Raw genomic sequence first — 21,257 nt, forward strand, 5'->3', positions numbered from 1 at the left:
ATCATCAAGTATGTCTTCAGTCTAAAGGAAATCGCATCAACGATTAATAGGCAATACGTTTTGCTTCGTAAGCAGCGATTTGTTCTTCGTATTTAAAGGTTAGGGCGATTTCATCCCAACCATTTAACAGTGTTTCTTTATAGTAAGGGTCGATGCTAAAATGATACACTCCCCCATCTTCACATGTTACTGTTTGTGCCTCAAGATTGACTTCCACCATGTACGGTTTTTCTAAGCCCTTAGCTAATATTTCATCACACTCTGCTTCTGTTAACTTAATTGGTAATATCCCATTTTTGAAACAGTTATTATGGAAAATATCTGCAAATGATGGTGCAATCACTACATTGTAGCCGTAATCTAAGATTGCCCACGGTGCATGTTCACGAGAAGAACCACAGCCGAAGTTATCTTGTGCTACTAAAATTTTGGAGTCTTTAAATTCAGGTTTATTTAACACAAAGTCCTTGATTTCATTACCATCTGCATCAAAACGCCAATGGTAAAATAAAAACTGTCCAAAACCTGTACGCTCAATACGTTTTAAAAACTCTTTCGAAATAATTTGGTCTGTATCAACATTTTTACGATCAAGTGGTGTTATCACACTATTTACGATATTAATTGGTTCCATTTTCAATCATCCTTTCCGTGCTAATCAATTTCGCCTTGGCGTAATTGCGTCCTGGATTTTGAATTGTGCTTAGGCCTGCACGAGGCAGGTCAGTTAGCCGTTTTCGCAGGATGCGAAGGTTTAGGCTAACATCCTTATTTTGGCCCCTTTCAAAATCCGTGACATCTGCCAAAGGCTTTATCTTCATCCAGTCTTATTTTTGTATTTGGTAACCTACTGAATAGAAATTACAATCGTAATAATCTCACCACAAATATGAGGTGCCTTCTGAATGAAGATAAAAATTACACAGTTTCCTTTACGAATTCACGAACATCCACAAAGTGACCAGCAATTGCTGCCGCCGCTGCCATTGGCGGTGATACTAAGTGTGTACGAGAACCAGCTCCTTGACGGCCTTCAAAGTTACGGTTTGATGTTGATGCACAGCGTTCACCAGCTGGTACTACATCATCATTCATTGCTAAACACATGGAGCAACCTGTCTCACGCCATTCAAAGCCTGCATCTGTAAAGATTTTATCTAATCCTTCTGCTTCTGCTTGTTTTTTCGTCGAATGTGAACCTGGTACAACGATAGCTGTTACATTCTCATGCACCTTACGTCCTTTGATGATATTCGCTGCTGCACGTAAATCACTGATGCGTGAGTTTGTGCAAGATCCGATAAATACGTGTTGGATATCGATGGAAGTTAATGGTTGACCTTCCTCTAAGCCCATGTAGGCAAGTGCTTTACGAAGAGCGGCTTTATCTGACTCATCTTCATAATCTGCCTGTGTTGGAACATTACTTGAAACACCTGAACCCATTGACGGATTTGTTCCCCAAGTGATGATTGGTTCAATTTCTTCTGCTTGAATGATTCGAACTGTATCATATGTTGCGTCTTCATCGGATGCTAAACTTAACCAATAATCTGCTGCTTCCTCAAACTTTTCTCCTTGTGGTGCATGTTTACGTCCACGGATATAGTCAACAGTCGTTTGGTCAGGGGAAATTAGCCCTGCCTTTGCACCTGCTTCAATCGACATGTTACAAATTGTCATCCGTTCTTCCATAGATAGCTTGTGGATAGCCTCTCCAGTGAATTCCACAATATGTCCTGTGCCGACACCGATACCGAATTTAGAAATAATCGCTAAAATAATATCTTTGGCCGCTACCCCTACAGAGAGCTCACCTTCTACACGAATTTCCATTGTTTTTGGCTTGTTCTGCCATAACGTTTGCGTTGACAATACATGTTCTACCTCGGAAGTACCAATACCGAAGGCAATCGCTCCAAAAGCACCGTGTGTAGAAGTATGGGAGTCACCACAGACAATCGTTTTACCAGGTTGAGTTAAACCTAGCTCTGGTCCAATTACGTGAACGATTCCTTGGTCAGGATGCCCCATCCCTGCAAGCTCAACGCCAAACTCTTCAGCGTTTTTTGCCAACGTTTCGATTTGGTTTCGTGCAATTGGATCATGGATTGTTGGTAGATTTTTTGTAGGCACGTTATGATCCATTGTCGCAAAGCTTAATTCTGGACGACGCACTTTACGTCCGTTCATTCGTAAACCTTCAAAGGCTTGCGGAGAAGTTACTTCATGAATTAAATGGAGATCAATATATAACAGGTCCGGTTTGCCCTCTTCCTGATAAACGACATGTTTATCCCAAATCTTTTCAATTATATTTTTACCCATCATCTTCACCTATTTCCTAAATGTATGTTGTCATAATGCTTTCCGAAACAAAGCTAGTATCAATCTCATTCATTACTTTATCTGTCCATTCGTTTGTAGATAGTATACGATCGCCATCTCGTGCAAGATCTGCAGTGAAATAGCCATCATCAAATACTGCACTGACAGCACGTTCAATTTCTGCAGCCTCTTCTTTTAAGCCAAATGAATATTGTAGCATCATGGCAACTGAAAGAATGGTTGCTGCTGGATTTGCTACACCTTGGCCAGCAATTTCTGGTGCGGAGCCATGTACTGGTTCATATAGACCAAAATTATCACCCCGAATAGATGCAGATGGTAATACACCTAAAGAACCTGTAATAACCGATGCTTCATCACTTAAAATATCTCCAAACATATTTTCAGTAACTACTACATCATAATGACAAGGATTTGTAATTAATTTCATCGCAACGGAGTCTACTAAATTGTGCTCCACTTGCACATCCGGATAATCTTTTTTCTTCGCTTCTACAACTTCGCGCCATAAACGACTTGTTTCAAGTACATTTGCTTTATCAACAGAGCATAATTTGCCTCCACGTAAACGTGCTAATTCAAAGGCATTTTCAACGATACGCTCAACTTCTGCAGTTGAGTAAACCGTTGTATCAATCGCGCCATTCTCAGTACGCATACGTGGTTCCCCGAAGTATACGCCGCCTGTTAGTTCACGTACAATCATTAAATCGACGTTTTCGGCTACTTCACGTTTTAATGGTGAAGCATCTAGTAAACTCGGGAACGCCTTTACTGGACGTAGATTTGCGAATAAGTCAAAGTGCTTGCGAATACGTAATAATCCTTTTTCTGGACGTAATTCAGGTGGGTTATGGTCCCATTTCGGCCCACCAACAGCTCCCAGTAAAATAGCGTCACTATTTTCACACATCTCGATTGTTTCATCTGGCAGTGGATTATTGTGTTGGTCGATGGCAGCGCCCCCGATTGTTGCATAACCTAAATGGAATGTATGGTTGAATCGCTTACCAATTACTTGTAATACACGAACAGCAGAAGCAACAACCTCTGGTCCTATTCCGTCACCAGGAAGTACTGTAATTTTTTTCTCCATCGTCAAAACACCTTTCTTTGTATAGCGTTGAATCCGCTATTTTAGTAAAGACTCTCACCTATATTTATAGATGAGAGTCATCAACTACGTCTTTGCGTAATTGAAATGCTTAAAATACACAACGGCCTAATTGCGTCTGGAATGTGAAGTACACTAATACCATTCACTACCATCTAAATCTGTGACATTTACCAGTTGCCTACTAATCAATTAACTCACATACTGTGCACCAAGGCTTGCTTGAATTAAATGACGGTTAATAGCATTTAATTACGCTTTTACTGATGCGTCTAATACATCTGCCGCCCCAGTTGCTTGGCGATTTCAATTTTCTCTGCTGTGTTTAGGTTCATACCAGCAGATTGTTCGCCGTCGCGAAGTGTTATATCGAAAATATCAATTTTTCGCACTTGCAGCTACTTCTCTCACAACTTTTTCCTTACCTTCGTTGATGAATGGCATCATAGCACGTAATTTAGCACCAACTTCTTCGATTTGGTGATTTGCACCCGCTTCTTTGAATTTTGTATATTCTGGACGACCGTTTTCATTTTCCTGAATCCAACGGCGAGCAAATGTACCATCTTGAATATCTGTTAATACATCTTTCATTCGAGCTTTTACAGAGTCATCAATGATACGTGGTCCTGCAACATAGTCACCCCACTCAGCTGTATCGGATACGGAGTAACGCATTGTTGCCATACCACCTTCAAACATTAGATCAACGATTAATTTCAATTCGTGAAGTGTTTCAAAGTATGCTAACTCTGGTTGGTAACCTGCTTCTACTAATGTTTCGAAACCTGCTTTTACTAATTGTGTAGCACCACCACAAAGTACTGCTTGCTCACCGAATAGATCAGTTTCCGTTTCTTCTTTGAACGTTGTTTCAAGTAATCCACCACGCGCAGCACCGATTCCTTTACCGTATGCAAGGGCTATATCTTTTGCTTGACCAGTTGCATCTTGGTGAATTGCGAATAAGCCTGGTACACCAGCACCTTCTTGGAACTGACGACGCACTAAGTGTCCTGGACCTTTCGGTGCAACTAAGAATACGTCAACATCTGCTGGTGGTGTAATTTGACCGAAGTGAATGTTGAAGCCATGTGCAAACATAAGTGCTTTACCTGCTTCAAGATGTGGAGCGATTTCAGCCTCATATACAGCTTTTTGACGCTCATCAGGAAGTAAAATTTGGATTACATCTGCTTCTTGTGCTGCTTCAGCAACAGTTTTTACATCTAATCCATCCGCTTTTGCTGCATCGAAAGATCCGCCTGGACGAACTCCTACTACTACATCGAATCCTGATTCTTTAAGGTTTAATGCATGCGCATGACCTTGTGAGCCATAACCGATGATTGCGATTTTTTTTCCTTTTAATACTTCCTCGTTGATGTTTTGATCATAGTACATTGTAGCCATAGTTTGTTTCCTCCTAAATTTGGGTTAATTTTTTTTAACTCTAGATGCACGGTACCAAAAAGTGCTATGCATCTAAAGCTATCCATTTTATATGCCAACTATTTTAAAATAGAGAGCTGCGTATTTGAGATTTTTTGTGTTTCACGTACTGATGCAGTAGCTCCTGTACGCGTTAATTCTTTAATACCATAAGGTCGAATTAGTTCAATAAATGCATCAATCTTATCTGGATGTCCTACTACTTGATATGTGACAACGTTTTTCGCTGTATCAATAATTTGTGGACGGAATGGTTCAACAATTGAATTCATTTCCAGTCGTAAGTTTGGTGGTGAAATTACTTTCACAAGTGCTAACTCGCGTAATACGATCGATTTATCTGTAATGTCATTGACCTTCAGCACATCAATTTGCTTTGATAATTGCTTCACTAGCTGTTCAATTTTACACTCATCCTCTACGTGTACAACAAAAGTCATTTTCGAAAAGTTTGGCTGTTCAGTATGACCAACTGTGATGGATTCGATATTGAATTGACGCTTCATAAGTAAACCTGTTACACGGTTTAACACACCGCTCTGGTTAATCACTGTTACTGTAATTACTCGTTTCACTTCTTTTTCACCCCAATCATTTCATGTAAACCTTTGCCTGGTGCTACCATTGGGTAAACACATTCCAGCTGTTTCACACGACAATCAATTAACACTGGATCATCAGAAAGTAGTGCTTCACGGAAAATACTTTCCGCCTCGTCGATTGTGTCAATTCGATAGCCTTTAATGCCATATGCATCAGCTAATTTAACAAAATCTGGTTGAATCGGCATAAGCGATGATGAATAACGCTCCTCATAGAACGTCTCTTGCCATTGGCGTACCATTCCAAGACAGCTATTATTTAAAATCACCACTTTTACTGGTAAGTTGAATTCTTGTAGCAGAGAAAGTTCTTGTGCAGTCATTTGGAATCCTGCATCCCCTACAATGGATACAACTTTTTTGTCTGGCTTCGCAAACTGGGCGCCAATTGCAGCTGGGAAACCGAAGCCCATCGTACCAAGTCCACCAGACGTTACCCATCCATGATCATTGTTTAAGCGATAATACTGTGCAGCCCACATTTGATGCTGCCCAACGTCTGTAGTGACAATCGCGTCACCTTCTGTAATTTTATGCACAAGCTCTAATGCTTCCTGCGGTAAAACTTCTTTATCGCCCGGCTTCTTGCTATACCATAATGGATATTCGTTTGCATGATTATTTAAGAATGCTAGCCATTCTGTTGTGTCCGGACCCTTGAAGTCTTTTTTCAATAATGCTTTTAATGCTTCTTTGGCATCTGCAACAATTGGAATATCGGTTGGAACATTTTTTCCAATTTCCGCTGGGTCAATATCAATGTGTACGATCGTTGCATTCGGAGCAAATGTTGCTAAATCACCAGTTAAACGGTCATCAAAACGCGCACCAATATTCAACAATAAATCTGATTTTGTAATAGCTGTATTCGCTGTTACAGTTCCATGCATTCCAGCCATTCCGATGAATAATTCATGTTCTCCATGAATTGAACCAAGCCCTAATAAAGTGTTCGTTACTGGGATACGATATTTCTCAGCCAATGCTGTTAGTTCCTCACGTGCATCTGCAAAGAGTACACCAGCTCCAGCTAAAATTAGTGGATTTTTAGCCAATGAAATTGCTTGAATAGCCTTTTGAATTTGTAAATAGTTCGGTTTGTATGTTGGCTGATAACCCGGTAAATATATTTCTTCAGGTGCTTGAGGTGGATTCTCCACATCAAATAACATTTGGGAAACGTTTTTCGGGAAATCGACAACAACAGGGCCCTTTCGACCAGTGCTTGCAATATGGAACGCTTCTTTTACAATACGTGGGATATCATTGACATCTTGCACCTGATAGTTGTGCTTTGTGATTGGTGTTGTAATTCCCATAATGTCTGCTTCTTGGAAAGCATCTGTACCAATTACAGAGGTTGCTACTTGGCCTGTGAAAATAACTAATGGGATGGAATCAATCATCGCATCAGCAATACCAGTTACTAGGTTTGTTGCTCCTGGACCACTTGTTGCAATTACAACACCAGGTTTATTGGAAACACGTGCATATCCTTCCGCTGCATGGATTGCACCTTGTTCATGTCTAGTTAAAATATGACGAACCGGATTTTTATACATTGCATCATAGATTGGTAGTACCGCTCCACCTGGGTACCCAAAAACAATTTCAACGCCTTGTTCATGCAATGCTTGCACTAATACGTCCGCACCATCTTTCGCTTGATAGGTTTGTTCAGCTTTTGCTGTTGTTGCTAATTCTTCTTTTTCATTGATAGAAACATTCGCACTCATCAAATCTGCCTCCTTCTTATCATTCAATTTCACATTAGCGATGCGCATCATTGAAGTGTCACTAGCTGGATGTCTCCTTGAAAAGGGACTCTTGCTAACATCGTCAAAAATAATAAAAAGCCTTTTTCTCCACACGCAAAGAACTACCTTACGTAGGGATGAAAAAGACTTTCCATGGTACCACCCTTCTTTATAGCAAATAATTGCTACCTCGTGAACAAATGTAAGCATTTATGCACCCATACGAGAAAAATTCGCATTCAATACCGTGTCATAAATCATTTATTCATTAATAACGAGCACTTCGATTATGCCCGGAGCTATCTAATGGCGAAAACGCGTTTAATAGCTCGCTCCGAGGGGATGTCAGATCTAGTTGTATCGCCGGCTTCCAGCACGACCGGCTCTCTGGTAAATACAAGGCTCTAGAACCTTTAACCTCATCAACGCTTTATCTTTTTCAATTGTGCCTTGGCATAATTGAGTCTGGAATCGGCTTTGTGCTTGCACAAAGAACTCCTTTCCGATTCCATGACATCCGCCGGAGGCTTTAACTTCTGAAAGAAGTTAAATTTTCATAACGCCACCTGTAGAAGCGTTTGTTACTAATTTTGAATATCTTGCTAGCCAACCGCGTTTAATTTTCGGTTCAAATACCGGTAGTTTTGCACGACGTTCAGCTAATACTTCATCTGAAACTTCTAAATTGATTGTTCGATTTGGTAGATCAATTGTGATCACATCACCATTTTCTACTAAAGCGATTGGACCGCCTTCTGCTGCTTCTGGTGAAATATGACCGATTGAAATACCGCGAGATGCACCTGAGAAACGACCGTCAGTAATTAATGCAACTTTTGTTCCGAGACCACGCCCTTGAATTGCAGAAGTTGGTGCAAGCATTTCAGGCATCCCTGGGCCACCTTTAGGTCCTTCGTAGCGAATGACGACTACATGGCCCTCTTTAACCGTCCCATTATCGATATTTTCCTGTGCTGCTTCCTGCGAATCAAAGACGATTGCTTCGCCTCTGAATACTTTAATAGAAGGGTCTACAGCTCCTACTTTAATAACAGATCCTTGCGGAGCGATATTGCCAAATAACACCGATAAACCACCAACTGGGCTATAAGGATTGTCTTTCGTACGAATAACTTGATCATTTGTAATATGATAATCCTTTACAAGCTCAGCCATTGTCACTCCTGCAACTGTTGGACGATCAGGATGAATAGCACCTGGAATAGATGTCAATTCATTAATGATGGCACTAACGCCACCTGCTTTATTAATATCATCCATTGAAATATCTGAAGCAGGCATAATTTTTGCTAGATATGGAACACGCTCTGCAACTTTATTAATATCTTCAATGTTATAATCGATTTCAGCTTCATTGGCGATTGCTAAAGTATGGAGGACTGTGTTTGTCGAACCACCCATCGCCATATCGAGTGCAAATGCATCATCAATTGCTTCTTTTGTAATAATGTCACGTGGCTTGATGTCCTCTTTAATCATACGAACTAATTGTTTAGCAGCTTCTTTAATAAGCTGATGACGTTCTTCAGAAGTAGCTACGATTGTGCCATTACCTGGTAATGCTACTCCTAGCATCTCCATTAAGCAGTTCATAGAGTTTGCTGTAAACATTCCTGAACATGAACCACATGTAGGGCATGCATTGTTTTCAATATCTAACAGCTCTTCAGCTGACATTTTTCCTGATTTAAGAGCCCCTACACCTTCAAAAACCGAAGTTAATGAAAGTTGCTTGCCTGTAGCAGAAGTACCAGCCTCCATTGGACCACCAGAAACGAAGATTGATGGTACGTTAGTACGAACTGCTGCCATTAACATTCCAGGTGTAATCTTGTCACAGTTTGGGATATAGAATACACCATCAAACCAGTGTGCATTAATAACTGTCTCTGCAGAGTCTGCGATAATTTCACGACTTGGTAATGAATAACGCATACCTATATGACCCATTGCTATACCATCATCTACACCGATTGTATTAAATTCGAATGGAATACCACCCGCTTCAATAATGGCCTCTTTGACAACATCAGCAAATGTACGTAAATGAACGTGACCTGGAATAATGTCGATATAAGAATTACAAACCCCAATAAATGGCTTGCCTAAATCTTTTGCTTTTACTTTGCCTGTTGCATATAAAAGACTTCGATGTGGCGCACGATCTACGCCTACTTTAATCATGTCACTTCTCATTTTAAACGCCCCTCATTTATTGCTATGTTCGTTGCTTTATACAAAATGTTCTGTCTATTTTGTATTTGTGTATAAGTTAATTGACTTAAAGACAACTAACTGCTGTAACGAACGTGTTAAATTGTTGTAATCATAGTACGAAAAAAAGGTCTCGTCAACACTATTTTTGAATTATTTAAACAATTCAAACAATCCAATAAATTTTGAAATCGTTTTCATGCTGACTAAGCATCACTTTTATCTCGATTTGATAAATATTTTGACATTTCGTTCAAATTTAAATTTTTTCAATAATCTTTTAAATTATTCAAAAGCGATTGGTTAGCTAGATAATAAGATTACACTTACAATGTGAATAATTTTCTTAAGTAGCCTGTAAAAAACACATGATCTGGATCATATTGACGACGAATCGCTAAAAATTTTTCGATATCTGGATATAACTCATACACGTATTTAGCTGTTAAATGATTTTGTTTACCCCAATGTGGTCGTCCCTTATATTTTTTCATCATTGTGTGAACCCATTCAAAATAGGGCTCTTCGGGCAGTCCTTTATACATGTGAAAGGCAATAAATGCTGATTCTTGACCTTGGGTAGGACTTAAATAACCTGCTTCGCCTGCCGATGTCCGACATTCTAACGGAAAATGTACATTAAAAATCTCTCTTTTCAAGGTTGCGTGTATCTCTTCCATACATGCCTCAAATTGCACTAATGGAATAGCATATTCACTTTCTTGGAACTTTACGCTACGTGGAGACGGATATATTTCATAACTGATCCCCGTTTTCTCACCTTCAACAACATTGGCTGCTGCTAATTTGCTCATAGCGCCACTTAGCGAAGGTCTCCATTTACAAAGCTCTGAAATAGCATAAAAAGCACCGTTCTCTACTATTTGAAGTTTCAATGTTTCCATTCTCTTACTCCAATCACTCTGATAAACAGGTGCTACAGCATTCATACGCTTCACTTGAATGGTTTCACTACCAGGGAAATAAAACCACTCAACATGTCGATATTGTCGAATATCTTCAGAAAATATTGCCAGTCCATTTGCTAAAGTATCTCTGGTGCCCACATAATGTAAGCTGTATAGCGGCATCACCCTAATCGTTACTTGCACAAGCACACCAAGCATGCCAAGTGAAACATGCAAAGCTTCCGATAAATCATCCATTCCTCTAGTATGCTCTCTATAAGTCCCTGTGCCATCAACAAAGCCCCATCTTGTTACGGTAGAGGATAACGAACCAAGTGTTACACCTGTTCCATGGGTGCCTGTTGATACCGCTCCTGCAATCGTTTGCTCCTGAATATCCCCCATATTTATAAGGGCTAAGCCATATTGCGCAAGTAATGGTCCAATTTCATATAAATACGTGCCAGCCCAAAGTGTCGCTTCTTGCTTCTCCTTATTCACAGCTATGAGCCCACGCATATTATGTAAAGAAAGTGCTATATGCTCAGGCATTGCAACAGCGCTAAAGGAATGAGCTGCACCTGTTACACGAATCGTTTTTCCTGATTCACGTGCATGCTTCACGATTTTTGTAACTTCTTCAATGGATTGAGGTAAGTACATCTCGGACGGATATGAGATGACATTATTAGCCCAGTTCGTCCACTTCTCTCCATTTTTCCACTTATCTATAGAAAACATTGTCCATCCCCCCTATAGGTTGTATAAGTTCCTATATACTTGTCCCCTCTAATTCCATGTAACACTTGAAATCTTTCACACAATTCACCAGCCTTCGCATGTCGAAAATACAGCGTGTCTCCCACATTAACTTTTTTACGATTAACTTTAACGGGTGTCTGAACTTCTCCTACTCCTTCTAAACTAAGATACGAAAAAAAGGTTGGTTCATAGAATACAGGTAATCGATCAATACTGATTGCACCCGAGGCGGTATAACCCCCACCATGACAAACAACAATATTTTTTTCTGGTTTTCTTGTTACCCTTAAAGCAAATCCAGCTGCTTTTTCAAGCTGTAAATGCGTAAATTGGTCAAATAAAGCTGGTGCATAAAACGCGGAACCAACCGTAATTTCTGTTACCTCCTTCTGTTGTGCCGTGTAGGCCATACTTCCTGAGCCACCACCATTTACAAAACGTAAGTTTGGGAAATACGCTTTTACATGGGCAATTGCTAATCTACGAAACTGGGTAACTTGCTTTTTTGCTTGCAATTGCATGACTTCTATAATTCTTCCTTTAACTGTATTTGCTGGACGATTACCGACTCCTGCAATTTGAGCCTCGTAACCCATCGCACCTACTACTTCAATAAACGGTTGATTTTTAATATATTCGAGAAATAGTGTTAGTAGCTCAAGTGAATGAAGTGAAGAGCGTTTTGTACCAAAATAAAGGAGCTTAAAATCATTGGATACATTAATATCAATGCATACACGCGCACGAACGCCTAACTCTTGCCCTAGCTCAGCTAAAAATTCGACATGCTCCTGCTTATCCACCATAAAAGTGACGGTTTTCCCTTCTTTTACAAAGTGCAATAACTGTCGAACAGCAGCTTCTTCCATCACTGGGTATCCTAGTAGTAAATCATCAAAATGCTGATGAAGTAGAAATATTGTTTCTGCCGCAGTAAACGTCATAAATCCCGTCACATTTGGGAGGGTTTTTTGTAAATAGCGTAATATTTCTACAGAACGAACTGATTTCGTAGCAAGGCGAATATTTTTCTCCCCACAAGCGTTGTGTACAGTTGTAATGTTGTTATCTAGTGCATCAAAGTCCAACCAAGCAAATGGACGCTCTAGTTCACGGAACACTCGATCAAATCTAGTTGTCATCCTATCACTCCTCTTTTTGTACTATATATCTGATATTCGTTAGAGACATTCCTTTTATTAGGTGCTATTTAGTATCCTCTATGCAAATTCTGGTTCATCATCATAACGTGTGGTTTATTTCCGTTCCGACTGGGGCGTCCAACCTCCACTCCAATTAACTTATATACAAGGTATATGTCTTAACAAATGTCATCCATAATTTTGGATGATGAGCACAAATTCTCTCAAGACAATAAAAAACAACCGTGGACATAATCTAATTTGTCTTCACGGTTGTTTTAGAATTGGACAAGCATTTAACTCACCTTTCTATTTTATTTAAGAGATTACGAGGCAAATAAAAAATCTGCTGCTATATTTAACATTACTAACAAATGTAAGCCTGCAATAAGAAATCCTTGTCGATTTAAACGTTTCATAGCTGTCATATTCATATAAAACACTCTCCTTTTTTCACATTATACTCTCAGAAAAATCAATTTTCAAACTATTCTTAATATTAAATTAGAATCATTTTTCTGACAAACAGGCCCAAATATGGCATAAAAAAAGTGAAATTATACCTATTAGGAGAGTGAAAAAGTTGAAAAAGGCTCTATTAGTTGTTGATTATACGTATGATTTTGTAGCTACTGATGGAAAACTAATATGTAGTGAGCCCGGTCAAGCATTAGATCAATTTCGCCTTGGCGTAATTGCCGCTGACGCTTTGCTTTCGCGCAGAAAACATTTGCCGCTGTCGCTACGCTTTCGCGCAGAAAAAACCGTGTTGCTGACGCTTCGCTTTCGCACAGATAAATTGCCACTGGATGTGCGCTCTTAGACTGAGTTCCTCTATTCCAGTAGATGTTGTTGGACACCACTGAAAAGGAATCACATTCGCATTCATCTAACACCTTTAGAGGCGGGAGTTTTACGCTGAATGAAGGTAAAACACGTTATAGCGCATTTGCCGGAACCAATTTATCGATTTTATTCAATGAAAGAGGTATCAAAGGAATTCATTTAGTTGGCGTTTGTACTAATATTTGTATTTTACATACAGCAGTTGATGCTTATAATTTGGGCATTTCAACGGTTGTTTATGCAGATGATGTTGCAAAAATTTGATGCTGCAGGTCATGAATGGGCATTACGTCATTTTGACCATACGTTAGGCGCAACAGTTGTTAAGTCATATAAACCAATTCGCGAAATTGTAATGATTACCAAAGAAGCTGGACGCGTTTAATCTGTTCCTTTCAGGGCATAACTAAGCAATCGCCATTATATCTTAATTTTAAGGAGATGAAAAAAATGATTAGCTTTATTTGGTATTTAATCATTGGCGGGCTTTTAGGTTGGTTAGCAGGCGTCATTATAGGTAAAGATGTACCTGGCGGCATCGTTGGAAATATTGTTGCAGGGATTGTCGGTTCTTGGATCGGAAGTATGGTTCTTGGGAACTGGGGTTGGCAAGTTAGTGATTTTTACGTATTCCCAGCATTAATTGGTGCTATCGTGCTGATCTTCATTGTAAGCATTATTTTAAAAAGTATGCACAAAGCAACCTAAATATGAATAAAGAGCCATCTTTTTTGATGGCTCTTTATTTGTTTTTGAAAAACCTGATTCAAGGAAATGATGAGAATAATTAACTCGCTTTCTTATGGGTGCCGAGTATTGAAATGGAACGTAAACCAACTTAGGCATCTTTTTGATGGCACTTTATTTTACTTTTCTTTATTTAAAACGACTGCTTCCTTTAGCTCATCATGATAGTCATTATACAGATTGAAATAATATAACACATCTTCAACATACTCATCACTGTGATTGTACTGAAATACGGCTTGCTTCACATCACCATCTGCCGCACCATTTTTCGCTAAATAATTCGCTGCACTAAATATTGCGTCCTCAATATCATAAGGATCCGCAACGCCATCCCCGTTAGCATCTACACCAAAACCACCATATTTTTTTATCGTTCCTGGATTCATTAATTCAGCTTTCGGTATATCTCCTTTTCCGAGTCCAGAGCAGGAAGGATGTTGCCAGCCAACAAATGTACAGGGCATAAATTGTAAATGACCTTCTGCCCCGGCTGGTGAAACAAGTGACTTCATCGTGGAAAAGCGTGTTTCAATTCGATGATGGGCGGCAAGTAAAGTCCAGGGTACACCGTATTTCTCTTCCGCCGCTACATAAATGGGAATATACTGCTCAGGAATTTCCATATCAAAATTTTGTTGAATTTCTTCTATTGCCTTTTGTTGCGCTAAATCTTCAAATATCGGTAATGTTTGAAGCTCCTTCCATGCAAAAAAAGCAAATACATAAACAGTTATCGCTATTGGTATTAATAATGCTATCATTCCCAATTGGGCGGAAGACGATAACATCGGTTTTTTCTTCTTTTTTTTCGCCATATGTCACACCTAATCTTGTATTCTATCAGGCGTGTTGATTAACCATTTTTATACATTCGAATAGACTGATTTCCGCTACGAGCTACTCGCTTTCCTTCGAGCGAGCGCCGAGCCGCTTCCTCCGCTAAAGGAACGAAGGCTAAGAGCGTCACGTCCTGTGACAATGCCTTCGTGACCAACATCGTGTTGGCCCCGTCTTCTCTTTTACGCGGGAAGCTTTGCTCTACAACGTAAGCGAAGCGGCAGGAGCACTCGAGTAGCCCTACGCTATAATCAGTTAAAATGGGTATATATTTACAAAACAGCAACAAAAAAATCTTTTATATCGCTCAATAATAAATCTATTTTTCCTAATCAACACAACTGATAATCTCTTTCTATATTACCAAAATTTCCGTTTTATGTAGTAGATTTTTCAGTATATGTTTACCACTTTAATAATAGTTGAAAAGATAGGGAAAAATATAGTAAAATATAGTTTGATTATTTTATAAGGATAAAAATAGGAGGAATTTATTTTGTGGAAAGACTTTAAAGAATTTGCTATGAAAGGCAATATTGTCGATCTAGCAGTGGCAGTTGTAATTGGTGGTGCTTTCGGTAAAATTGTTACCTCCTTAGTTGAAAATATCATTATGCCGTTAGTCGGTGTTTTAACTGGTGGTATTGATTTAACAAAAAGCTTTGTTTATGGTTCAGGCGAAGCGAAAATTCAATTAGGTGTATTTTTACAGTCAATCATTGACTTTTTAATAATTGCCTTTGCTATCTTCATGGCATTACGAATTATGACAAAGTTAACTCGTAAAAAAGAAGAGGTTGTTGTAGAGGAACCAGCACCAGAATTGGATGCTAAAGAAGAGCTTCTAAAAGAAATTCGAGATTTATTAAAAAAAGAGCAAGCTTAAATTATATTTAATTAAGAATCTGTTTTTTTCTTGGATCAACCGAGGAAATAGGCAGATTCTTTTTGTTTAATAGATTTATTCCCTTTAAGGTAGGAATTTCATGGTTCAAAAATAGTAACCTGATGACTTTACTTTTTAACCCTAAAAAACGTCCTTCAATTCTCCTCCTTTTAACATATCCTACTATTCCTAGGTGATTTCCTATAAATAATATCACCAATTTTCTGAAATTATCTTGTTCTTCTTTAGTATACATGTTAAATTGATAACAATTATTTAGAATATGGGAAATGAGTTCTAGTCTAACAGTATTTTTTTGACTTCCCGTTATTATGATGAAGAAAAGAGTGACGACATGACAAACAACAGAAGCATTGAAACAAAACTTGTACAACTTGGTAATTTAAGTGATCCGAGAACAGGCGCTGTCAGCCCACCAATTCATTTATCGACAGCATATAAACATACAGGAATCGGTGAATCCACTGGTTTTGATTATGCACGTACCAAAAATCCAACTCGTGCCCTATTAGAAGCTGGAATTGCTGATTTAGAGGGCGGAGACATGGGCTTTGCCTGTAGCTCTGGTATGGCAGCCATTCAACTAGTTCTATCATTGTTTAAGCCTGGTGATGAATTAGTGGTACCTGATGATTTATATGGAGGTACATATCGACTTTTTAATTTCTTCGAAGAGACATATAATATTAAGCCTGTTTACTCTAAATTTGAATCAGTTGAGCAAGTAGAAGCTGTAATCACTGACAATACACGTGCCCTTTTCATCGAAACGCCAACAAACCCACTTATGCAGGAATTTGATTTAGAAGTGTATGCTGAATTAGCTCATAAGCATGGCGCATGGTTAATTGTAGATAACACATTCTATACACCTTATTTCCAACGCCCTATCGAGTTAGGTGCAGATATTGTCCTTCATTCAGCTACTAAATATATCGGCGGACATAATGATGTATTAGCTGGTTTAGTTGTTGCAAAAGGAGCAGAATTAGCTGAACGTATTGGCTTTATTCACAACGGTAGCGGTATGGTATTAGGTGCGATGGATTCCTGGTTGCTGATTCGTGGCTTAAAAACGATGCATCTTCGATTAAAGCAGCACGATGCAAATGCGAAAGCAATTGCTGCCTATTTAGAGGAAGAAGAACTTGTGACAGACGTGCTGTATACAGGAAAAGGTGGCATGCTATCATTCCGCTTGCAACAAGCTGAGTGGATTGACCCATTCCTTCGTAACTTGAAGCTAATTACTTTTGCCGAAAGTCTTGGTGGTGTTGAAAGCTTTATTACATATCCTGCCACTCAAACACATGCAGATGTGCCTTACGAAGAACGTATTGAACGTGGTGTATGTGACAGATTACTGCGCTTCTCAGTTGGAATAGAAGAGGTTGAAGATTTAATTGCTGACTTAAAACAAGTATTCGATATCCTTAGAAAAGAGGCATAAAGATGAAGCAACATATTGAAACAAGCCTTATTCACGCTGGGGTTCGTGACGGCTATGAAAATAAAAAGGGTGCGGTTAATGTGCCTATGTATTTATCATCTACTTTCCATCAAGAGAGTATCGATGAATTTGGTGAATATGATTATGCGCGATCTGGAAACCCTACACGTGATGCACTAGAAAAAGCAGTCGCAGAGCTTGAAGGTGGTGTACGTGCACATGCATTCTCTTCTGGGATTGCTGCAGTTTCAGCGGCATTAATGCTACTTTCTCAAGGTGATCATATTGTGATTACTGAGGATGTTTATGGTGGAACGTACCGCTTTGTTTCCAAAGTTTTACCACGTTTTGGTATTTCCCATACTTTCGTTGATTTTACAGATTTAGCAGCGGTTGAAGCAGCCATTACTCCAGCAACAAAGCTGCTTTATATGGAAACACCGTCGAATCCAACACTTGGCATCACAGATATTCGCGGAATTGTTGCTCTAGCCAAACAGCATCATTGTTTAACGTTTTTAGATAATACTTTTATGACACCTTTACACCAACGTCCACTTGAGTTAGGCGTCGATGTTGTTATTCATAGTGCTACAAAGTTTTTATCTGGGCACTCCGATATTATCGCAGGATTGACAGTAACTGCTGACGAAAAGCTTGGTCAGGAGCTGTACTTTATCCAAAATTCATTCGGCAATATATTAGGTGTACAGGACTGCTTTACTCTTTTGCAAAATATTAAAACAACAGATGTGCGTTTTAGTCGTTCTGCTGAATCAGCACAAAAGATTGCGGAATTTTTAGCTGAAAATTCCCTTGTCGAGCAAGTATACTATCCAGGACTTGCATCTCATCCTGGCTATGAGATTCATCATCGTCAAGCCACGAGTGCAGGTGCAGTACTATCCTTCCGTCTACCAAGCTATGAAGCTGCAAAAGCACTTGTAGAAGCGATGAAAATTCCTGTTTTCGCGGTCTCTCTTGGTGGTGTTGAATCAATTTTATCCTACCCTGCTAAAATGAGCCATGCAGCCATGGAACCCGAAGAACGAGCAAAACGCGGTATTACAGATGGACTATTACGTTTCTCAGTAGGACTAGAGCATGTTGATGATCTGATTGCAGATTTCGCTCAAGCATTAGATGCTGCCGCAAAAGCTTAGAAAATGACAAAACAACCGCGTCTCTTTTATTTAGAGACGCGGTTTTGTTCAATTAAATGTAGCTTTTATATAGATGACAAATCAATTTTTCACACGAGCCAATACTCGATGCAAATAATCTCCATGTCCTTGTGCTAGTGTCACTTCCTGCTCGCTTGAGATCCAGTAAAATGAAAACACAAAACCTGACTCGTTTACACCTGTAGGACAATGCTGCCATGTATCTCGATTTTCATTCGTAGTTAAATGATAAAAATAACGTTTTTGCAGAACCCCTGAATGATGATTAAAATAATCTTGAGCAATTAACCCCTTAACTGTTAAATGGGATAAACCTGTCTCCTCAAACATCTCTCGGGTTACAGCCTCTAACGGTGTTTCCCCTTTCTCTACCGTGCCTTTAGGAATTTGAATTCCTGCTCCTTCTGTATTTTGCTCAAATACTAGCACCTGTAACCGACTCTCATGCTCTCTCGTAATATAGCCAAACGCTTTTTCAACAACTTGCATGAAGTCATCCCCCTTCGAGTAATTTAATGTTACAATAAATAGAAAATTTAGAATTGCGGGTGAAAAGTGTTGACATTAATTATACGACAGATGGTAGAGAATGACATCATTTTTGTGCAAGAAATTGCCAAGAAAAGCTGGCTTGAGCATACTCTCACTTCGTTCTAGTGATTCTGATTTTCTATCAGCGATGTTCTAGGTTTTATCAGCGATTCTGGCACTTTTATCAGCGATGTTCCAGGTTTTATCAGCGATTCTGGCACTTTTATCAGCGATGTTCCAGGTTTTATCAGCGATTCTGGTACTTTTATCAGCGATGTTCCAGGTTTTATCAGCGTTTGTGGTTCAAGTATGTAATTTAAGCAAGATTAATATGCTCGGATTGGATGACTAATGCTGTTAACCCTGTACTACTCCCAGATTCATGTGCCTCTCCAGTTTGCCAAAGAACACCGTCTCCAGTCTTTATACTTACTTTCTCTCTATCTTCACCACAAATCCATCCTTCGCCTTGAATAACAATAAATAACTGTGGGACGGGTGCCTCATGCATTCCAACAACACCACCTGGCTCTATATAAATGAAGCCAATATTTGCAGGCTCCACTGTTTTCATGATTTTCGTATAAAAAGCATCTATCGATTGATAATTGTTAATTTGATTGGCCAACTCTTGTGTGAAATTATATATTTTCATGTGATTTGCATGCTCCTTTCTATTAAAAGCTAAAATAATTATTTATGAACCATTTTATACATTAAAACATCATCTATATATTCATTGTCATGTAGCTTAATTTCATTGATTTTTCTTCCTTCTTCAACAAATCCCATCTTTTTATAGAGAGCAATGGCCCTTTCATTTGTTGAAAATACGCCAAGACTAATCTTTTCGATATAGGGGTTATGCTCTGCCCACGTTATTATCTTCTCCAGCAAAAGTTTTCCAATCCCTAGACCACGATATTCTTTTAGCACCATCATGCCAAAGGTACCTGTATGTGCTAATCGCTTTCGATGTGGTGATTGAAACATAAGCCAGCCAACCATTTTTTCTTCATATTTTGCAATAAAAATTGTTTCCCGTTCATTTGCTAATTTTGCTTGTATCCATTCTTTTTGCCCATCAATCGTTTGCTGAAATTCTTCGACTGTAGTTATTAAAAAATCTTCTTCTGCTAACACTTCTTTCTGTATTTCTAGCATAGTTGCTGCATCTTCTTCGAGAGCGACGCGAACTTTAATTTGTTGTTCCATTTCTCCACACCTCCTTTAAAAACACTGTAAAACAACCCATGCTTTATCAAATTGCTTATTTTTACAATCTTCCTCACGTATCCAGAAGTACAATCTGCCACTATCGCCCCACATTAACCCTAGATCATCCTCGGAATCAAATTGCAGCAGTAATCGCCAATCAGTTGCTCCAGCTTCTAATTCTTTTCGCAAAGGGTCGCTATACCCTGTTGAGTCGCCACAATATAAGCCATTTGTCACCAGTTGACATTCCAAATACATGTCGCCTTGAATCGCATCTGGATAACCGTCTATACGATGAGTAGCCCTAGACAAATCATCCTCCTCCATCCACTCATATTCAAAATCTCTATAGCTATCCGTCTCCTCTTCATTTAAAATTTCTTGTAATTCCATCGAGTATGGCGAGTCCCATGATGGAAGTGTTAATTCATTTTGAAATTGTAGTGCCGCGCTGTCAATGTTGCCATGCTCGTGTAATGAAGCAGGAATTTCCCTTCTATCCAGGCTACTAGTCTCTTGAGAAAAGTAGAAAACTTTAAAGCCATCATGGTCTTTCGGATCGTATCCCCAAGGTTGCTCGATAGCGTCATAGAAAAAAGACAGTATACCCTCTGCAGGTAATAAACTATTTGTATCGTAAGGCTTGATTTCTTTTAAATTTAGTTGACAAAGAAAATATAACGGTCTATTGTCGTTTGTATGTGGCCATGAGAAATCAGATGGTACATCCGGACAGCCACCAATTTTTGAGCTGCCAATCTGAATTTTTTCGTCAGGTTTTTGGTTTACCATCATTCGAATGGATTCCTTTGCGAGAGGTAATAATTCCTCCGCTTTATGTTCTAAGCCAAATTCCTTTAATCCCTTTTTCAGTTTTTCAACGTTGCTCATTTTCATTCCCCTCCTAAAAATCTATTTATTTCTTCATATATTCATTTTATCAGAGCAAGAATAAAAGTCCCATAAATTAACAACAAATAAAAAAACCCAGAATACATTCTGGGCATGATGACACTTACTTTTCTAGCATGATTAAAACTGACGGGCTTTTGCTTCACTTCTCAAGATACGGTTATGAAGGGTAATCTCCGTTTCCCCGTTAACTTGAGATTTTGAGTGCTTAATCCTTGACCAGTTGCGGTGGATTTTTTGAGATTTCGGGTCTAAATGTTCAAACCTACTCATTTGCCATCCTCCTCATCATTATAGATTT

20 protein-coding genes and 2 pseudogenes are annotated in these 21,257 nt (G+C 39.0%); 5 read left to right on the forward strand and 17 right to left on the reverse strand.

Features of this window, described 5'->3' with window-relative positions:
* Nucleotides 1-43: 43 nt before the first annotated feature.
* The 10 genes and pseudogenes from leuD to BFJ97_RS10775 form a co-directional block, all read right to left on the reverse strand.
* Nucleotides 44-634, reverse strand: coding sequence for a 3-isopropylmalate dehydratase small subunit (gene leuD, locus BFJ97_RS10730; RefSeq protein WP_068984640.1), 591 nt, complete (start codon nt 632-634; stop codon nt 44-46).
* A gap of 284 nt (nt 635-918) precedes the next feature.
* Complete coding sequence (leuC, locus tag BFJ97_RS10740; protein ID WP_068984642.1) at nt 919-2,328, reverse strand: 3-isopropylmalate dehydratase large subunit; 1,410 nt, start codon at nt 2,326-2,328, stop codon at nt 919-921.
* A gap of 16 nt (nt 2,329-2,344) precedes the next feature.
* Nucleotides 2,345-3,445 carry a 3-isopropylmalate dehydrogenase gene (leuB, locus tag BFJ97_RS10745; protein WP_068984643.1) on the reverse strand — a complete coding sequence of 367 codons (1,101 nt, stop codon included), beginning with the start codon at nt 3,443-3,445 and terminating at the stop codon, nt 2,345-2,347.
* 302 nt (nt 3,446-3,747) lie between these two features.
* A pseudogene (locus BFJ97_RS23630) lies at nt 3,748-3,855 on the reverse strand (hypothetical protein); the annotation flags it as partial.
* Nucleotides 3,842-4,876 (reverse strand): ketol-acid reductoisomerase, encoded by a 1,035-nt coding sequence (gene ilvC / locus BFJ97_RS10750; protein ID WP_068984644.1) that lies wholly within the window; start codon nt 4,874-4,876, stop codon nt 3,842-3,844. The pseudogene BFJ97_RS23630 and the gene ilvC, both read right to left, overlap by 14 nt.
* 98 nt (nt 4,877-4,974) lie before the next feature.
* Nucleotides 4,975-5,490 carry an acetolactate synthase small subunit gene (ilvN, locus tag BFJ97_RS10755; protein WP_068984645.1) on the reverse strand — a complete coding sequence of 172 codons (516 nt, stop codon included), beginning with the start codon at nt 5,488-5,490 and terminating at the stop codon, nt 4,975-4,977.
* Nucleotides 5,487-7,253, reverse strand: a complete 1,767-nt coding sequence (gene ilvB / locus BFJ97_RS10760; RefSeq protein WP_068984646.1) for a biosynthetic-type acetolactate synthase large subunit — start codon at nt 7,251-7,253, stop codon at nt 5,487-5,489. The genes ilvN and ilvB overlap by 4 nt, the downstream gene beginning before the upstream one ends.
* Nucleotides 7,254-7,820: 567 nt before the next feature.
* Nucleotides 7,821-9,491, reverse strand: a complete 1,671-nt coding sequence (gene ilvD, locus BFJ97_RS10765; RefSeq protein ID WP_068984647.1) for a dihydroxy-acid dehydratase — start codon at nt 9,489-9,491, stop codon at nt 7,821-7,823.
* A 344-nt stretch (nt 9,492-9,835) separates the two neighbouring features.
* Nucleotides 9,836-11,158: a D-arabinono-1,4-lactone oxidase gene (locus BFJ97_RS10770; protein WP_068984648.1), complete on the reverse strand. Its 1,323-nt coding sequence runs from the start codon at nt 11,156-11,158 to the stop codon at nt 9,836-9,838.
* Nucleotides 11,146-12,321 carry an amino acid deaminase/aldolase gene (locus BFJ97_RS10775; RefSeq protein WP_068984649.1) on the reverse strand — a complete coding sequence of 392 codons (1,176 nt, stop codon included), beginning with the start codon at nt 12,319-12,321 and terminating at the stop codon, nt 11,146-11,148. The genes BFJ97_RS10770 and BFJ97_RS10775 overlap by 13 nt, the downstream gene beginning before the upstream one ends.
* A gap of 583 nt (nt 12,322-12,904) precedes the next feature.
* Here BFJ97_RS10775 and BFJ97_RS25830 point away from each other — a divergent pair.
* Both BFJ97_RS25830 and BFJ97_RS10790 read left to right on the forward strand, forming a co-directional pair.
* Nucleotides 12,905-13,552 (forward strand): annotated as a pseudogene (locus BFJ97_RS25830) (cysteine hydrolase family protein).
* Between the two features lie 65 nt (nt 13,553-13,617).
* Nucleotides 13,618-13,875, forward strand: a complete 258-nt coding sequence (locus BFJ97_RS10790; RefSeq protein WP_068984652.1) for a GlsB/YeaQ/YmgE family stress response membrane protein — start codon at nt 13,618-13,620, stop codon at nt 13,873-13,875.
* 158 nt (nt 13,876-14,033) lie between these two features.
* Here BFJ97_RS10790 and BFJ97_RS10795 read toward each other — a convergent pair whose 3' ends face one another.
* Both BFJ97_RS10795 and BFJ97_RS24690 read right to left on the reverse strand, forming a co-directional pair.
* A complete protein-coding gene (locus tag BFJ97_RS10795) occupies nt 14,034-14,732 on the reverse strand; it encodes a lytic transglycosylase domain-containing protein (protein WP_068984653.1) in 699 nt (232 codons plus the stop codon).
* 38 nt (nt 14,733-14,770) lie between these two features.
* A complete protein-coding gene (locus BFJ97_RS24690; RefSeq protein WP_175401732.1) occupies nt 14,771-14,914 on the reverse strand; it encodes a hypothetical protein in 144 nt (47 codons plus the stop codon).
* 336 nt (nt 14,915-15,250) lie between these two features.
* On the opposite strand from BFJ97_RS24690, the gene mscL reads away from it, so the two are divergent.
* The 3 genes from mscL to metC all read left to right on the forward strand — a co-directional run bounded on the left by mscL (nt 15,251) and on the right by metC (nt 18,274).
* Nucleotides 15,251-15,640 (forward strand): large conductance mechanosensitive channel protein MscL, encoded by a 390-nt coding sequence (mscL, locus tag BFJ97_RS10800; RefSeq protein ID WP_068984654.1) that lies wholly within the window; start codon nt 15,251-15,253, stop codon nt 15,638-15,640.
* Between the two features lie 355 nt (nt 15,641-15,995).
* Nucleotides 15,996-17,111, forward strand: coding sequence for a methionine biosynthesis PLP-dependent protein (locus tag BFJ97_RS10805; protein ID WP_068984655.1), 1,116 nt, complete (start codon nt 15,996-15,998; stop codon nt 17,109-17,111).
* Nucleotides 17,112-17,113: 2 nt separating this feature from the next.
* Nucleotides 17,114-18,274, forward strand: a complete 1,161-nt coding sequence (gene metC / locus BFJ97_RS10810; protein WP_068984656.1) for a cystathionine beta-lyase — start codon at nt 17,114-17,116, stop codon at nt 18,272-18,274.
* A gap of 81 nt (nt 18,275-18,355) precedes the next feature.
* Here metC and BFJ97_RS10815 read toward each other — a convergent pair whose 3' ends face one another.
* The 5 genes from BFJ97_RS10815 to BFJ97_RS10835 form a co-directional block, all read right to left on the reverse strand.
* Entirely contained in the window at nt 18,356-18,784 is a 429-nt protein-coding gene (locus BFJ97_RS10815) for an NUDIX hydrolase (RefSeq protein WP_068984657.1), read from the reverse strand.
* 358 nt (nt 18,785-19,142) lie between these two features.
* Nucleotides 19,143-19,481, reverse strand: a complete 339-nt coding sequence (locus BFJ97_RS10820) for a cupin domain-containing protein (protein WP_068984658.1) — start codon at nt 19,479-19,481, stop codon at nt 19,143-19,145.
* A gap of 38 nt (nt 19,482-19,519) precedes the next feature.
* Entirely contained in the window at nt 19,520-20,041 is a 522-nt protein-coding gene (locus tag BFJ97_RS10825) for a GNAT family N-acetyltransferase (protein ID WP_068984659.1), read from the reverse strand.
* A gap of 15 nt (nt 20,042-20,056) precedes the next feature.
* Nucleotides 20,057-20,935: a YwqG family protein gene (locus BFJ97_RS10830; protein WP_068984660.1), complete on the reverse strand. Its 879-nt coding sequence runs from the start codon at nt 20,933-20,935 to the stop codon at nt 20,057-20,059.
* A 141-nt stretch (nt 20,936-21,076) separates the two neighbouring features.
* Nucleotides 21,077-21,229: a YpzG family protein gene (locus BFJ97_RS10835; protein ID WP_068984661.1), complete on the reverse strand. Its 153-nt coding sequence runs from the start codon at nt 21,227-21,229 to the stop codon at nt 21,077-21,079.
* Nucleotides 21,230-21,257: the final 28 nt, after the last annotated feature.

Origin of the sequence: Lysinibacillus xylanilyticus (assembly GCF_001708185.1) — a bacterium.
Lineage (GTDB): Bacteria > Bacillota > Bacilli > Bacillales_A > Planococcaceae > Lysinibacillus > Lysinibacillus xylanilyticus_A.

Coding starts and splice junctions, on each gene's coding strand:
- leuD (WP_068984640.1), bottom strand. CDS start 634: ATGGAACCAATTAATATCGTAAATAGTGTGATAACACCACTTGATCGT.
- leuC (WP_068984642.1), bottom strand. CDS start 2,328: ATGGGTAAAAATATAATTGAAAAGATTTGGGATAAACATGTCGTTTAT.
- leuB (WP_068984643.1), bottom strand. CDS start 3,445: ATGGAGAAAAAAATTACAGTACTTCCTGGTGACGGAATAGGACCAGAG.
- ilvC (WP_068984644.1), bottom strand. CDS start 4,876: ATGGCTACAATGTACTATGATCAAAACATCAACGAGGAAGTATTAAAA.
- ilvB (WP_068984646.1), bottom strand. CDS start 7,253: ATGAGTGCGAATGTTTCTATCAATGAAAAAGAAGAATTAGCAACAACA.
- ilvD (WP_068984647.1), bottom strand. CDS start 9,491: ATGAGAAGTGACATGATTAAAGTAGGCGTAGATCGTGCGCCACATCGA.
- BFJ97_RS10770 (WP_068984648.1), bottom strand. CDS start 11,158: ATGTTTTCTATAGATAAGTGGAAAAATGGAGAGAAGTGGACGAACTGG.
- BFJ97_RS10775 (WP_068984649.1), bottom strand. CDS start 12,321: ATGACAACTAGATTTGATCGAGTGTTCCGTGAACTAGAGCGTCCATTT.
- BFJ97_RS10790 (WP_068984652.1), top strand. CDS start 13,618: ATGATTAGCTTTATTTGGTATTTAATCATTGGCGGGCTTTTAGGTTGG.
- BFJ97_RS10795 (WP_068984653.1), bottom strand. CDS start 14,732: ATGGCGAAAAAAAAGAAGAAAAAACCGATGTTATCGTCTTCCGCCCAA.
- BFJ97_RS24690 (WP_175401732.1), bottom strand. CDS start 14,914: ATGTTGGTCACGAAGGCATTGTCACAGGACGTGACGCTCTTAGCCTTC.
- BFJ97_RS10805 (WP_068984655.1), top strand. CDS start 15,996: ATGACAAACAACAGAAGCATTGAAACAAAACTTGTACAACTTGGTAAT.
- metC (WP_068984656.1), top strand. CDS start 17,114: ATGAAGCAACATATTGAAACAAGCCTTATTCACGCTGGGGTTCGTGAC.
- BFJ97_RS10815 (WP_068984657.1), bottom strand. CDS start 18,784: ATGCAAGTTGTTGAAAAAGCGTTTGGCTATATTACGAGAGAGCATGAG.
- BFJ97_RS10820 (WP_068984658.1), bottom strand. CDS start 19,481: ATGAAAATATATAATTTCACACAAGAGTTGGCCAATCAAATTAACAAT.
- BFJ97_RS10825 (WP_068984659.1), bottom strand. CDS start 20,041: ATGGAACAACAAATTAAAGTTCGCGTCGCTCTCGAAGAAGATGCAGCA.
- BFJ97_RS10830 (WP_068984660.1), bottom strand. CDS start 20,935: ATGAGCAACGTTGAAAAACTGAAAAAGGGATTAAAGGAATTTGGCTTA.
- BFJ97_RS10835 (WP_068984661.1), bottom strand. CDS start 21,229: ATGAGTAGGTTTGAACATTTAGACCCGAAATCTCAAAAAATCCACCGC.